Origin of the sequence: Chromobacterium sp. LK1, assembly GCF_001043555.1 — a bacterium.
GTDB classification, from domain to species: domain Bacteria; phylum Pseudomonadota; class Gammaproteobacteria; order Burkholderiales; family Chromobacteriaceae; genus Chromobacterium; species Chromobacterium aquaticum.
In genome coordinates, this window is the sequence record NZ_LDUI01000030.1 from 1 (window position 1) to 13,283 (window position 13,283).

At 63.5% G+C, this 13,283-nt stretch carries 12 protein-coding genes and 1 riboswitch; of the genes, 8 read left to right on the forward strand and 4 right to left on the reverse strand.

The window, feature by feature from the left end; genetic code table 11:
* On the forward strand, positions 1 to 1,546 hold a 1,546-nt coding region (locus tag VI26_RS13040), incomplete at its 5' end, for a calcium-binding protein (protein WP_048410190.1).
* 50 nt (positions 1,547 to 1,596) lie between these two features.
* On the opposite strand, the gene VI26_RS13045 is transcribed toward VI26_RS13040, so the two are convergent.
* Together VI26_RS13045 and VI26_RS13050 are read right to left on the reverse strand one after the other, a co-directional pair.
* The gene (locus tag VI26_RS13045; protein WP_048410191.1) at positions 1,597 to 2,778 is read right to left on the reverse strand and encodes a DUF1501 domain-containing protein; all 1,182 of its coding nucleotides are present in this window, start codon (positions 2,776 to 2,778) and stop codon (positions 1,597 to 1,599) included.
* Between the two features lie 11 nt (positions 2,779 to 2,789).
* Positions 2,790 to 4,301 carry a DUF1800 family protein gene (locus tag VI26_RS13050; RefSeq protein WP_082151050.1) on the reverse strand — a complete coding sequence of 504 codons (1,512 nt, stop codon included), beginning with the start codon at positions 4,299 to 4,301 and terminating at the stop codon, positions 2,790 to 2,792.
* A 152-nt stretch (positions 4,302 to 4,453) separates the two neighbouring features.
* A riboswitch (TPP riboswitch) is annotated at positions 4,454 to 4,548 on the forward strand.
* 45 nt (positions 4,549 to 4,593) lie between these two features.
* Between VI26_RS13050 and VI26_RS13055 the strand changes: the two genes are divergently transcribed.
* From VI26_RS13055 to VI26_RS13070, 4 genes are read left to right on the forward strand one after another with little or no spacing between them, the layout of a single operon-like run.
* On the forward strand, positions 4,594 to 5,607 hold the full coding sequence (locus tag VI26_RS13055) for a thiamine ABC transporter substrate binding subunit (RefSeq protein WP_048410192.1): 1,014 nt from the start codon (positions 4,594 to 4,596) through the stop codon (positions 5,605 to 5,607).
* Positions 5,607 to 6,155 (forward strand): GNAT family N-acetyltransferase, encoded by a 549-nt coding sequence (locus tag VI26_RS24565; protein WP_053074406.1) that lies wholly within the window; start codon positions 5,607 to 5,609, stop codon positions 6,153 to 6,155. Before VI26_RS13055 ends, VI26_RS24565 begins: the two co-directional genes overlap by 1 nt.
* Complete coding sequence (locus VI26_RS13065) at positions 6,152 to 7,705, forward strand: iron ABC transporter permease (protein ID WP_231581016.1); 1,554 nt, start codon at positions 6,152 to 6,154, stop codon at positions 7,703 to 7,705. The genes VI26_RS24565 and VI26_RS13065 overlap by 4 nt, the downstream gene beginning before the upstream one ends.
* Positions 7,698 to 8,666, forward strand: coding sequence for an ABC transporter ATP-binding protein (locus VI26_RS13070; RefSeq protein ID WP_048410193.1), 969 nt, complete (start codon positions 7,698 to 7,700; stop codon positions 8,664 to 8,666). Before VI26_RS13065 ends, VI26_RS13070 begins: the two co-directional genes overlap by 8 nt.
* Here the strand turns inward: VI26_RS13070 and motA are convergent.
* On the reverse strand, positions 8,650 to 9,510 hold the full coding sequence (gene motA / locus VI26_RS13075; protein WP_048410194.1) for a flagellar motor stator protein MotA: 861 nt from the start codon (positions 9,508 to 9,510) through the stop codon (positions 8,650 to 8,652). The genes VI26_RS13070 and motA overlap by 17 nt on opposite strands.
* Before the next feature lie 244 nt (positions 9,511 to 9,754).
* On the reverse strand, positions 9,755 to 10,090 hold the full coding sequence (locus VI26_RS13080; RefSeq protein ID WP_156183870.1) for a hypothetical protein: 336 nt from the start codon (positions 10,088 to 10,090) through the stop codon (positions 9,755 to 9,757).
* A 244-nt stretch (positions 10,091 to 10,334) separates the two neighbouring features.
* Here VI26_RS13080 and VI26_RS13085 point away from each other — a divergent pair, with 244 nt between their 5' ends.
* The 3 genes from VI26_RS13085 (at position 10,335) to VI26_RS13095 (ending at position 13,085) form a co-directional block, all read left to right on the forward strand.
* Complete coding sequence (locus tag VI26_RS13085; RefSeq protein WP_231581017.1) at positions 10,335 to 11,282, forward strand: N-acetylmuramoyl-L-alanine amidase; 948 nt, start codon at positions 10,335 to 10,337, stop codon at positions 11,280 to 11,282.
* Between the two features lie 555 nt (positions 11,283 to 11,837).
* Positions 11,838 to 12,188 carry a type 1 fimbrial protein gene (locus VI26_RS13090; RefSeq protein ID WP_156183871.1) on the forward strand — a complete coding sequence of 117 codons (351 nt, stop codon included), beginning with the start codon at positions 11,838 to 11,840 and terminating at the stop codon, positions 12,186 to 12,188.
* Between the two features lie 378 nt (positions 12,189 to 12,566).
* The gene (locus VI26_RS13095) at positions 12,567 to 13,085 is read left to right on the forward strand and encodes a fimbrial protein (RefSeq protein ID WP_048410197.1); all 519 of its coding nucleotides are present in this window, start codon (positions 12,567 to 12,569) and stop codon (positions 13,083 to 13,085) included.
* Positions 13,086 to 13,283 lie beyond the last annotated feature (198 nt).

A 13,283-nucleotide genomic window follows, 5' to 3' on the forward strand; every position in this document is an offset into this window, starting at 1 on the left:
TCTGTTCAATCTGGGCGATGGTCAGGATGTCATCATCGACAAGGCGGATGCGGATATTGCGCGTGAGGAGTACCGCGATGAACTGCGCTTTGGCGCCGACATCAAGGAAAGCGATATCCAGGTGCTGCGCAGCGGCAACGACATGGTGTTCCGCCACGTCAATGGCCAGGACAGCGTGACGGTGAAGGATTGGTTCGCCGATCGAGTGTATTGGATCGAGCAGATCACCTTCGCTAGCGGCGTGAAGTGGACGGCGGATCAGTTGATGCAGCAGGGCGTGCCTCTGGTGGGTTCCGAACTGGGCGACACGCTGCGCGGCGGCAACGTCAATGACTGGATCCAGGGCAACGGCGGCAACGATTCGCTGTATGGCGGCAACGGCAACGACCTGCTGGAAGGCGGGGCGGGCGACGACGGGCTGTATGGCGAAGAAGGCAACGATACCCTGCGGGGTGGCGCAGGCAAGGACACGCTGTATGGCGGCAACGGCGCGGATCTGCTGGAAGGCGGTGACGGCGACGACGTGATCTACGGCGGTAGCGATGGCGGTAACTGGCGCGTTGAGGGTGATACCTTGCGTGGTGGTGCTGGCAACGACCAGCTGTTTGCCGGATGGAGAGGGTACGACAACGTGTTCGAAGGCGGCAGCGGCAACGACACGCTGACCGGCAGCTATGCGCGTGACACCTATCTGTTCAATCTGGGCGATGGTCAGGATGTCATCATCGACAAGGCGGATGCGGATATTGCGCGTGAGGAGTACCGCGATGAACTGCGCTTTGGCGCCGACATCAAGGAAAGCGATATCCAGGTGCTGCGCAGCGGCAACGACATGGTGTTCCGCCACGTCAATGGCCAGGACAGCGTGACGGTGAAGGACTGGTTCGCCGATCGAGTGTATTGGATCGAGCAGATCACCTTCGCTAGCGGCGTGAAGTGGACGGCGGATCAGTTGATGCAGCAGGGCGTGCCTTTGGTGGGTTCCGAACTGGGCGACACGCTGCGCGGCGGCAACGTCAATGACTGGATCCAGGGCAACGGCGGCAACGACTCGCTGTATGGCGGCAACGGCAACGACCTGCTGGAAGGCGGGGCGGGCGACGATGGGCTGTACGGAGAAGCGGGCAACGACACTTTGCGTGGCGGTCTCGGCAATGACGTGCTCGATGGTGGCGTCGGTGACGACACCTATCTGTTCGAGCGCGGCGATGGCCAGGACGGCATTACCGACGCTGGCGGCCAGGATGTGTTGAAGTTCGGCCAAGGCGTCAATGCCGACCAGCTGTGGTTCAAGCGCCAGGGCGCCAGCCTGGAGGTCAGCGTGATCGGCACTGAGGACAAGGTGTCGATTAACAACTGGTTCGGCAATGCGGCGAACCAGATCGAGACCCTCCAGTCCGGCGACGGCAAGGCGCTGGCGGCCAGCCAGGTGCAGGCGTTGGTCAACGCAATGGCGGCGTTCAATCCGCCGACAGCGGGCCAGATCAACCTGCCGGACAACTACCAGGCGGCTTTGCAGCCAGTGTTGGCGTCCAGCTGGAAGTAAATCGCTGAGTTGAGCGCAGTAGACGGCCGGCCCCTGGGGGCCGGCTTTTTTCATGTCCTCAGAATGGGCAGGGGAGTGAAGCGGCCGCCCAGCGCATTGTGGGCGTCCTTGCCCCACCAGCTCTGAATGGCGGTGGCGTAGACCTGGCGGAAGTCTATCGCGTAGGGCAGGTTGCCGTCGCTGACGCCGGCCAGTTGCGGACTCTGTCCGTACAGGCCGCCACGCACGCGCCCGCCGCTGGCGAAATGGACGTTGGCGGTGCCGTGGTCGGTGCCGCGGTTGCCGTTCTCGCGCGGGCGGCGGCCGAACTCGGCGTAGCTGAGCACCAGGGTGTCGTCCCAGCGTCCCTGTTGCTGCAATTGCGTGCGCAATAAGGCGATGCCATCGGCCAGCTCGGCAAGCAGACGCGCCTGGGTGGGCGGCTGGTTGCCGTGGGTGTCGAAGCCGGTCAGGGTGATGCGGGCCACGGCGATGGACACCCCGCGCGACAGGGTGTCGGCCAGGGTGGACACCGCTTGGGCGAAGGCGCCGGCCGGCCGGGGCGCCGCCATCGGCGAATCCGCCGCGGCTATCGGCTTGGCCGGCTGGCCCAGCTCGGCGGCGGCCTGACGGATATCGCCCTCCACCTTGAGAATGTGGCCCAGCGCGCCGCCAGTGCCGGCGTGCCCCTGATCCGCCGCCAGCTTGGCCTGGCGCGCGAAGTCCTGCGGGCTGGTCAGCACCACTGCGCGCGCGCCGCCGTCCAGCGGCCCCAGCACCTGGCTGGACAGCACCACGCCGTCGGCGGCGAAGTCGTGAGGCGTCGGCTGCTCACGGAACAGCCGGGTCAGCCAGCCCTCGCTCAGGTATTGCTGGCTACTGGATGCGGTTTCCCAGATTTCGATGGAACGGAAATGGGATAGATTGGGGTCGGGATAGCCGACGCCCTGCAGCACCGCCAGTTCCTGTTGCTGCCACAGCGGACGCAGGCTAGTCATGGCCGGGTGCAAGCCCACTTGCTCGCTCAGCGGGATCACCTGTTCGCGGGGAATGGCGATGCCGGGGCGCAGCCGGTAATAATCGGCGCTGGCGTAGGGTACCACGGTGTTGAGGCCGTCGTTGCCGCCCTTGAGCTCGATCAGCACCAGCAGGCGGCGGTAGCCGGCGGGCGCCAGCGCCCAGCTCAGATTGGGCAGTACCGAGACCATCAGGCCGCCGGCCATGGCTTTGAGGAATTGGCGTCGTTGGAACATGGCGGGAGCTCTCAATGGACTTGGTAAACCGGGTCCAGCAGCAGCGGAGCGATCGCTTGCGCGCCGCTGAGCGACTCGGGCAAAGGGTTGGCCGGCGGCAGCGCCAGCAGCAGCTTGGCGGAGTCCTGGGCGCTGCGCACCTGGTAGATGGCGCTCCATTCGTCCGGCTGCAGCTTGAGCGAGCGCAGGCCGGCGGCCACCAGCCGGTTGATGCGCGCCTCGCGGCCCTTCATTTCATCCATGCCGCCGTCCGGCAATGCAAAAGCGTTGCGCGCCGGCGCGGCGTCGTGGGCGATGCGGTCAAGGAACTGCTTGCGGCTCAGCAAGGTGGCGCTATTGATCCAGGCCTCGCCGCCGGGCCAGCCCTTGACGTTGGGCGGCGCGAACACATCCTGGCCCAGTTGGCGGTTGAGGCCGGCCAGCGCGTGCCAGTCCGGCGGGCTGAGGTCGAAGGTGACCAGGGTGCCTATGGTCAGCTCCAGCGGCGATTTCACCAATTGGCCCTGGCTGCTCCAGAACTGTGGGCTCAGCAGCAAGGCGCGCAGCAAGGGCTTGATCTCGTAGCGGCTGTTGCGGAAATTCCTGGCCAGCCGTTTGACGGCGGCCGGGTCGGGCTTGGGCGAGACAAAGGCCTTCCACAGCTTGGCGGAGATGAACTCGGCGGTGGCCGGTTGCTGCAGCAGCAGATCGAGCACGGCGTCGCCGTCGAAGTTGCCGCGCTGGCCGAAGATCAGCTTGTCGCCGTCGTCGTGCTGCTTGGGGCGATTGACGAAATGGTCGTCGCGGTCCAGGCCCCAGCCGGTGAAGGCGCGCGCGGCTTCGCGGATGTCCTGCTCGCTGTAATGGCCTTCGCCCAGGGTGAACAGTTCCATCACCTCGCGCGCGAAGTTCTCATTGGGCTGGCCCTTGCGGTTATTGGCGGTGTCCAGGTAACGCATCATCGCCGGGTCGCGGGCGACGGCGTGCAGCATTTCGCCGAAATTGCCCAGCGCATAGCGGCGCAGCAACAGGTTCTGCTGATACATCATTTGCGGCGAGCGCACCTTGTCCAGCGCGGACACGAAATGGTTGTGCCAGAACAAGGTCATTTTTTCGCTGAGCGGAGATGGGGTGTAGCGCATTTCGTTCAACCACCAGCCGCGTAGCTCCACCGCGTGTTCGGCGCGCAGTTTCTGCAACGCTTTCTTCTCGTCCTCGCTGAGATTGGCTTGGCCGGGGCGCTCGAAAGGCTCACCGGCCCAGCTCGGCGGCGGCGTGGCGGCGACGGCGCGGCTGCCCGCCAGCAAGCGGTCCACCGCCGCCTCGCGGTCCAGCGGCGCGTAGACGGCGATCTGCGCCGGGTTGGCGCCGAAGCCGGTGCGGGACAGCAAGTGGCGCGCGCCGGCTTCGCCAATGCCGGCCTGGGCCAGCGCAGGCAGGATCAGCGCCGCCAACAGCCATCCGGCGGCCACGGCGCGGCGGCCGGCTTTGTGTGCTGCGCCGAAGTCTGCGGCGGTGCGTCGCCGCCGGTCCATCGTCAACATGAATTTCACGCCTGTTCTCCCCGCCGCGGTCAAGTATTGGCGAAAATGATGACTTCAGCTTAGAACGCGCATGTCATCGGCGTGTTAAGGCTCGGAGCCACTCTGTTAAGGATTGTTGGCTGTCAGCGGGCGGCCGCTGCGGTATACTGGCGCGCTGTCACCAGGGGTGCCCGCGGCGCGGGCTGAGAAAATACCCTGCAACCTGATCTGGGTCATGCCAGCGGAGGGAGCGTGATGCGCGGGTCTGGGCCCGCATTCCGCTTGCTCCGGCCCATCGTGTACGGAGATGTCCATGAAGCGCTTTTCCTCTTTGATAGCCGTCGCGCTGGCGGCATCCAGCCTGGCCGCGTCGGCGGCCGAGCTGCGCGTGCTGTCGCACAGTTCTTTCACCGTGTCCAAGCCCTTGCTGGCCGAGTTCGAGAAGCAGAACGGCGCCAAGGTGTCCATCATCAAGGCCGGCGATGCCGGCGAGATGCTGAACAAGCTGATTCTGACCAAGGCCAATCCCATCGCCGACGTGGTGTTCGGCATCGACAACAGCCTGATCGGCAAGGCGCAGCAGGCTGGCGTGTTGGCGCCGGTGCCGGCGGCGCTGGCCCAGGGCGGCAAGGCCGCCTTGCCCGGCGCGGTGAGCATAGACTACGGCTATGTCACCCTCAATTACGACAAGGCCTGGTTCGCCCAGCGCCAGCTGGCGTTGCCCAAGACGCTGGAGGATTTGACCAAGCCGGCCTACAAGAACCTGCTGGTGGTGCAGAATCCGGCCACGTCCAGCCCTGGTCTAGCCTTCCTGCTGTCCACCATCGCCGCCATGGGCGAGGACAAGGCCTTCGCCTTCTGGGGCCGCTTGCGCGATAACGGGCTCAAGGTCAGCAAGGGCTGGAGCGAGTCCTATTACACCGACTTTTCCAAAAACGGCGGCAGTCGGCCGCTGGTGGTCAGCTATGCCACCAGCCCGGCCGCCGAAGTGTTCTACAGCAAGCAGAAGCTGAACGACGCGCCCACCGGCAATCTGCCGCTGAAGGGCGGGGTGTTCCGCCAGGTGGAGGGCGCGGCCCTGGTCAAGGGCGGCAAGGAAGCGGCGTTGGGCGAGAAGTTCATCGCCTTCCTGCGCTCCGAGGCGGTGCAGAAGGATGTGACCACCACCATGTGGATGTATCCGGTGATGGACAAGGTCAGTTTGGACCCGGTCTACCGTTTCGCGGAGCAGCCTGCCGCGCACGATACGCCGGACAGCAAGGTGATTGCCGAACGTTCGCGCCAGTGGGTGGCGCGCTGGACCCGAGTTGTGTTGAAAGGCGCTTGATGATTGCCGATATTGAATCGCCGCGCTTGCTGCTGCGGCATCTGGATCCACGAGTATTGCGTTATTGCCTGGCCGGTGATCTGACGGCGGCGGCCGAGTTGTTGGGCACGCCGCCGGCGGCGGCATGGTTGGACGAACAAGCGCTGATGGCGCTGCGGCTGGACGATATCACCCAGGACCCGGCGTATGCGCCTTGGTCGGTGCGGGCCTTGTTGCGACGCGAGGACAGGGTGATGGTGGGGCATGCCAATTTCCACTCGCTGCCCGGTCATCCCTATCTGGGCGCTTATGGCGATGTCGAGCTCGGTTATACGATTTACCCGGATTTCCGGCGCCAGGGCTATGCGCGCGAGGCGGTGCTGGCGTTGGGCGGCTGGGCGGCGCAAGCCGGCGCGACGCGGCTGGTGCTGTCGATCGCGCCGGACAATCTGCCGTCGCAGGCGCTGGCGGCTGGCCTGGGCTTCGCCAAGGTGGGGCAGAGCGCGGACGACGAGGGAGTCGAGGACATTCTGAGCGCCTGCTGGCCATTGAAGGACGCGCGGTCTTGATCTTGAGTCGTCGGAGCCGCCTGCTGCTGGCGGCGCCCCCCTTGCTATTCTTGCTTTTGCTCTCACTGGCGCCGCTGGCGCGCTTGTTGCAGGAGGGCGGCCAGTGGTCGCCAGGGCTGCTGCTGGACCCGTATTTGCAATGGCGGATGCTTTGGTCGATCTTGCAGGGCGCCGCCACCTGCCTGCTGGCGCTGTTGTTCGGCGTGCCGGCCGCCTGGGCGCTGGCGCGCTTTCACTTCATCGGGCGCAGCCTGGCGCTGCGCCTGCTGATGCTGCCCTTCGTGATGCCCACCCTGGTCGCCGGCGTCGGCGTGCTGGCGCTGTTCGGTCCGCAGGGCCTGAGCGGACTGAATCTGCAGGATACACCGTGGTTGTTGTTGTACGGCAATCTGTTCTTCAACCTGCCGCTGGTGGTGCGCGCGGCGGTGGACGGTTTCTCCCAGGTGCCGGCCAGCCGGCTGGCGGCGGCGCGCAGCCTGGGCGCCAGCCGCTGGCGCGCGTTCTGGCGCGTGGAGTGGCCGGCGGCGCTGCCCTGGCTGTTGCCCAATTTATGCCTGATTTTCCTGTATTGCTTCTCCGGCTTTGGCCTGGCCCTGTTGTTGGGCGGCCAGCGCTATGCCACGGTGGAAGTCGAGATCTATACGCTGGTGGCGAATGAACTGAACCTGGCGGACGCCGGCGCGCTGGCCTTGCTGAGCCTGCTGGTGGCCGGCGGCATCGCCGCCGTCTACGCCTGGCTGGAAGCGCGTCTGGGCGTGCCGGCGCGCAGCGAGCCGCTGCCTTCGGCGCCGGCACGGGCTTGGAGCGAGCGCGCCTGGGTGGCTGCGGCGCTGGCCATCCTGCTGCTTTTTGCCGGCCTGCCGCTGCTGGCGGTGTTGTGGAAGGCGCTGTCCGCGCTGGATGGCCTGGCCGATCTATGGGATGAGGAACTGCGGCTGGCCTTGTTCAACTCGGCGCGCTTCACTGCGCTGACCGTGTTGCTGTCCGGCGCGCTGGGCCTGTGCCACGCGCTGGCCGCCGGGCGTTGGCTATGGCTGCGGGTAATGGCCTTTCTGCCCTTCGTGGTGTCGCCGGTATGCGTGGCTTTCGGCCTGTTGCTGCTGTATCCGCAATGGAGCGGGCAATTGCTGATCTTGTTGGCCGCCTATGTGCTGCTGGCCTATCCCTTTGTCGCCAAGGCGGCCGGAACCGCGCTGGACGCGATGCCGGCGCAGCTGGCGCAGGCGGCGCGTTCGCTGGGCGCCAGTCCCTGGCGCGCGTTCAGGCGAGTGACCTGGCCCTTGTTGCAACCCGCGTTGCGGCGTGGCCTGGCTTTCGCCGCAGCCACCGCGGTGGGCGAGTTCGCGGTGACGCTGTTCTTGTCGCGGCCGGAATGGCTGACGCTGACCACCTTGATTTACCAGAGGCTGGGACGGCCGGGTCAGGCCAATGCCGACGCGGCGATGCTGCTGTCCGGCCTGTTGATGCTGCTGGCGACACTGGCCTTCATCGTGATCGAAAGCGGAGCGAAGCGGCCGGAAGCGTTGGCGAAAGGAGACGAGCGTGCTTGAGCTCAGACAGATAGACAAGCGTTTCGGCGCGCGGGTGGCGGCGGATCAGCTGTCTTTGGAAGTGGCCGCCGGCGAGACGCTGGCCTTGCTGGGGCCGTCCGGCTGCGGCAAGAGCACCCTGCTTAAAATCATCGCCGGCCTGTTGCCGCTGGATGGCGGCAGCGTCCGCTTCGACGGCGAGGATATTACCGGCCAGCCGCCGGAGCGGCGCGGCTTTGCGCTGATGTTTCAGGATTTCGCGCTGTTTCCGCATTTGGATGTGCTGAACAATGTGATGTTCGGCCTGATCGAGCGTGGCGTGCCGCGGCGGAAGGCGGCGGATGCCGCCACGGCCATGCTGGAGCGCCTGGGTCTGACCGGCTATCAGCGCCGCAAGGTATGGACGCTGTCCGGCGGCGAGCAGCAGCGGGTGGCCTTGGCGCGCGCCTTGGTCACCCAGCCGCGGCTGCTGCTGCTGGACGAACCGTTTTCCAGCCTGGACGCGCATTTGCGCGCTCAGTTGCGGCAAGAATTCGCGCAATTGCTGGCTGATTCCGGCATGCCCGCCATCTTGGTCACCCATGACCGGGACGAGGCGTTCGCGATGGCGCAGCGGGTAGCGGTGCTGCGCGAAGGGCGGGTGGAACAATGCGCGCCGCCGGCGCAGCTGCTGGCGCGGCCGGCCAGCGCTTGGCTGGCGCGCTTCATCGGCTACCAGAACGTGCTGGAGCGCGCGGTGGTGCCGGGCCACGCGCTGCTGTTGGGCCCGGAACAAGCGCCGGCGCGGATAGAGGCGCTGACGCAGTTGGCCGATGGCGTTGAATTGCGGGCGCGGGCCCAGGCCGGCGTGCTCAGCCTGGTGTTGTCCGCGCGCGAGGCGGCGGCGCTGGGCGCGGAGCTGCGCGTTGGTGGCCGTTTCGGCCTGGGCGTGGACGCCGCGGCGCTGATTCCCCTGCCGGCGGAGTCTAGCGCAGGCTCTTGATGCGCTGTTCCAACTCGTCGAATTCCGGGCGCTCGGTCGAGTACAGCACTTTGCGGCCGAACTCGATGGCGCTGGGCGGCGGATAGCCCTGCATGCCGGCCAGGAGCACGGTCTTGATGCATTGCAGCTCCTTGCTGTCCTCGTCCAGTTTCTGCTCCAGTAGGGCGCCCAGCGGCGACACCATGCCGTAGGACAGTAAGATGCCGAGGAAGGTGCCGACCAGGGCCGATCCTATCATGCCACCCAGCACCGCCGGCGGCGCGCCGACCGAAGCCATGGTGTTGACCACGCCCAGCACCGCCGCGACGATGCCGAAGGCCGGCAGCGCGTCGCCCAGGCGCTGGATGGCGGCGATGGGCGCCATGCCCTCCTGATGATGAGTGTCCAGTTCCACATCCATCAGGTTCTCGATTTCAAAGGCGTTCAGATTGCCGCTGACCATGATGCGCAGGTAATCGCGGATGAAGGCCAGGGCGTGGTGGTCGTCGGCGATGGCTGGATACTTGCTGAAGATAGGGCTTTGCTGCGGCGCGTCGACATCGGCCTCCAGCGCCATCATGCCCTCCTTGCGCGCCTTGACCTGCAGTTCATACAGCAAGCTGAGCAAATCCAGCGCGCGCGCCTTGCTGTGGCGCGAGCCCTTGAACACAGCGGGCAGCGCGCGCGCCACCGCTTTCAAGGTCTTGGTCTGGTTGGCGACGATGAAGGCGCCGAGCGCGCCGCCCAGAATGGCCATCATCTCGGTGGGCATCGCGGAGAGAATGGCGCCGATGGCGCCGCCGTGAATCATAAAAGCGCCGAAGATCATGCCGATCACCACGACATAGCCAATGATTACATTCATAAGGGTTCCTAAGTGCCTATTCAAAGTCTCGCGAGCAAGAGCGAGACAAGGCGAAAACAGCTGAAGAAGCGGCATGTACAAGTGGTACATGGACATTCTGAATGCCGGTACTCTCCGTGCCACATCTCAACGAAGCGCAGCAGACCTTGAGCAGCCTCTAAAGCAGGGTCAGGCCGGTCTTGAAAGACCGTATGCGTTGGCCCGAGCGTGCGACACGGCGGGCCGTTATGCGGTATGACGGCGTTCAGGCGCGAGGGGGCCGGTGTGGAGGACGGTATGCGATCTTGGGCGGTTGCGACGGGGTAAAGGCGGGCCAGCCGGACCGAGCCGCCGCGCTGGGCAGCGCGGGGGCGCGGCTGGGCAGCGGCTGGCATTCGACGCAGCCATACGATTCTCCCGCGCAATGGGCATGGCCGGAGTGCGCCGCCAGCGTTGGCGTCTGGCTGAAGGCGTAGACGGCGGGCGCGCGGCGCGGCGCGCCGTCTACATAGGCCGTGGCTGCGCCCAGCGGCAGAGCCTGCCAGATCAGTAGCAGCAGCAAGGCCAGACAGGCGCCGGGGCTGAGTGTCGAATATCGCAACTGGACGTTTCTCATGGATCGCAGCGCAATCTAAAGCAGGACAAGTGGCCTGGCAAGCCTTGCGTAGCCGTTGCGGCGGATGTTTTTGGATTTGATGTTAATTATATGACATCAATCATGCATTCTATGTAATTGGAACTCTTTATTGGGTTAAAAGCTCTACCCGCGGTGCCGGCGGCTTGATTGGCTTGCGCCGGACCAGGTCTTGATGAGGTCAATATAAATGAGCAGTAGAAGACAAGTTTTGGTTTGGACCGGAGTTTTGCCGCTGCTGGCGCCTTTGGCTGTCGGCGCCTTGAGCACCGGCTGCGCCAGCGCTGGCGCGGTGGTGAAGAAATATCGGATTGATGCCAGCCTGCGTTCGGAGAGCCAGGATTCCCGAGTGCGCAATCTGGTGCTTCACTATACGGCGCTGCCGACTGGCGCATCGTTGGAACAGCTGACCAATGGCGAGCATGGCGCCAGTGCGCACTACTTGGTGCCGGATGGCGGATTGCTGGAGGCTGGCACGGTGTACCAGCTGGTGCCGGAGGAGCGGCGCGCCTGGCATGCCGGACGTAGCTATTGGCAAGGCGACCGGTTGATCAACTCCAGCTCCATCGGCATCGAGATTGTGAATCAGGGTTATCCATCGCCGGAGCAAGATGATCTCCCCCTGATGCAGCGGCGCTGGTTCGACTTCGAGCCCGCGCAGATCGCCGTGGTGGCGCAACTGGCGGCGGACATCATCGCGCGGCATCAGATTCTGCCGCACAAGGTGGTGGGCCATTCCGACGTGTCGCCGGGCCGCAAGGTGGATCCGGGGCCGTTGTTTCCATGGGAGCGCTTGTATCGCGACCATCACATCGGCGCATGGCCGGAGCGCGAGGCGGTTGAGTACTACCGGCGTCTGGCACCCTACCGCGGCGATGTGCGCGATTTGCAAAAGCGTTTGCTGGACTATGGTTATGAGGCGCCGCAAACCGGGGTACTGGATAAAGAAAGCCAGGATGTGGTGGCGGCCTTCCAGATGCATTTCCGGCCTGCGCGCTATGACGGCGTGCCGGATACGGAGACCTCGGCAATCCTGGACGCCTTGCTGGAGAAGTATTTCAAGCGGGCGCGGCCGGGGCGGGCGCGTGGACAGCAGCCAGCCGCGACACCGGGGAAAGACAACGGCAAGGGCAGTGACAGCTGGCCGTTGACGCCCTAAAAACCTGTTCAAAGCCTGCCGCGCGTCGTGAGACGCGATATGGCGAGTAAGTCTGGTCGCTTTGCCTCGCGCTTGCTCGCGAGGCTTTGAACTGAGCCAAGTCGGTGTTCGAATCACGGGCTTTCGGCCGGGCCGCCTGAAACCGCGGCGGCTATCTCTACTACAGACCCGCCATGTCTCGGGCGGACTGGCATTTACAGCGAGGCCGCGGGCCGCCGTTGACTGAGTGCTCGGTTTGCCTTCCTCCTCTTCCTCGCTTTCCCTGTGCTTTAGTTTTGTTTGTGCCATAACAAAATCAGGCCTGTCCTTGATCCCGTGTTGAGAGTTGGAAGCTGATTTCCCCATATTATCAATTGTCTATTCTAAAACTTGCTCTTATTAATAAGCATTTGTTACTTCTGAATCCAATTAATTTGTAATAAAAACTATCAAATAGTGCTTCCAATTTAAATGCTGTATGTACTAGAATGCAATTAAGGTGATTGGTGTTACTAAACAAGCCTTAATTAACTAGTGATTTGTTTAAAATAGTGGGATTGGAAAGGAAGGTCGAACATGAAACGTCTGCACGCACTTGGACTGGCTGCCTTGGTTTCGGCTTTTTCTTCCGCAGCATTCGCGCAAGGCGGCGAGGTGTACTTCTACGGCGCCATCGTTGAAGGCGGCTGCAGTGCTCAAACCCACGAACTGGCCAGTGCCGACGCGGCCCGGACCAAGCCTGCGCTTGAACTCAAAGAGTGCGCCAGCCCGGCCAAGCTGACGCTGGATAGCGAAGCCGGCGCGCAGCAAGCCCAGATCGCCAGCTTGAACGTGCGCAAAGGCGAAAACCAGTTCAGCAGCCGCGAGTTGTTGCGCGGCGCCACCGCCCACGCGGGCGCGGTCAAGCTGCTGGTCAACTACTTCTGATCAAAGTCGCGCCGGCATCGGTGCTGAGCTAGCTCAAACAATACCTGAAAACCCACATGGCATTGGCCGTGTGGGTTTTTCCCATTCAAAGTGTTGTTTTCTTGCAAATATCGCTTAAGTCTTAACAACTCCCTGAAGTAAAACAATTATTCATTATTGATTTATCAAGTTGTTTAAAGTCCATGTGTATCTTTTTGTACATATTTGTAAGTAAAAATTTAATATGAAACAAAAAAATCTACGCAATGCGGTGGCTTGATACTATGCGTCCGTGTTCCAGTTCTGCGCGTCAGCACTGGCGGATAGCCCGCTGCGCGGCATGCGAAGCTGCTATGCGGTTTTGAGAATGATTACCTTTGTTTGGAGTCTATAAAAGTCATGAAAAAGTTTGTTTTTGCCGGTTCCCTGATGGCTGTTGCTGCTTCCTCTATTTTCGCTGCCGCTGGCACTCTCGACGTTAACGGCGAAATCGTAACTTCCGCTTGCGGTCTGGATCCGCAAAGCTCCAAGCTGGTGGTTGACCTGGGCAAAGTGCCGGTGCACGTGTTCAAGAAAGTGGGCGACCGTTCCGCTCCGCAAAACTTCGAAATGAAGCTGACCGATTGCGAACTGGGCACCCTGAAGACCGTTGCCGTCCGCTTCGCTGGCGCCTCCGCTGGCAACAAAGAACTGATGGCCACCACCGGCACCGCCAAAGGCGTGGGCGTGCGTCTGCAGAACTCCACCGGCGCGCTGCTGAAACTGGGCGAGTACGGCAGCCCGATCAACCTGGTTGACGGCACCAACACTCTGCGTTTCACCGCCGCTTACGAAGCTGACGGCTCCGCTGCCGGCGACGCCACCGTTAGCGCGGGTACTGCGAATGGTCATGCCGAATTCGACCTGCAATACAAGTAAGCCGCAGGCGTTCCATTACGGAGCATCGCTATGTTCCGGTCTTTGTTTCCTTGTGCCCTGACGGTCTGAATCCATAAGCGATTCCCGGCCTGGTTTGTCCGCTGTCAGCAATGAGTAGTCTGCAAACCAGGGCATGAGGCTGATACCTCGTATCTCCAATGGCGGTCATTTCTCTGCATGGGCGAAAGCGCGTGTGGC

What these genes read in the sequence shown, in the direction of transcription:
- VI26_RS13045 (WP_048410191.1), bottom strand. Translation starts at nt 2,778, where the DNA reads ATGTTCCAACGACGCCAATTCCTCAAAGCCATGGCCGGCGGCCTGATG.
- VI26_RS13050 (WP_082151050.1), bottom strand. Translation starts at nt 4,301, where the DNA reads ATGTTGACGATGGACCGGCGGCGACGCACCGCCGCAGACTTCGGCGCA.
- VI26_RS13055 (WP_048410192.1), top strand. Translation starts at nt 4,594, where the DNA reads ATGAAGCGCTTTTCCTCTTTGATAGCCGTCGCGCTGGCGGCATCCAGC.
- VI26_RS24565 (WP_053074406.1), top strand. Translation starts at nt 5,607, where the DNA reads ATGATTGCCGATATTGAATCGCCGCGCTTGCTGCTGCGGCATCTGGAT.
- motA (WP_048410194.1), bottom strand. Translation starts at nt 9,510, where the DNA reads ATGAATGTAATCATTGGCTATGTCGTGGTGATCGGCATGATCTTCGGC.
- VI26_RS13090 (WP_156183871.1), top strand. Translation starts at nt 11,838, where the DNA reads ATGAAACGTCTGCACGCACTTGGACTGGCTGCCTTGGTTTCGGCTTTT.
- VI26_RS13095 (WP_048410197.1), top strand. Translation starts at nt 12,567, where the DNA reads ATGAAAAAGTTTGTTTTTGCCGGTTCCCTGATGGCTGTTGCTGCTTCC.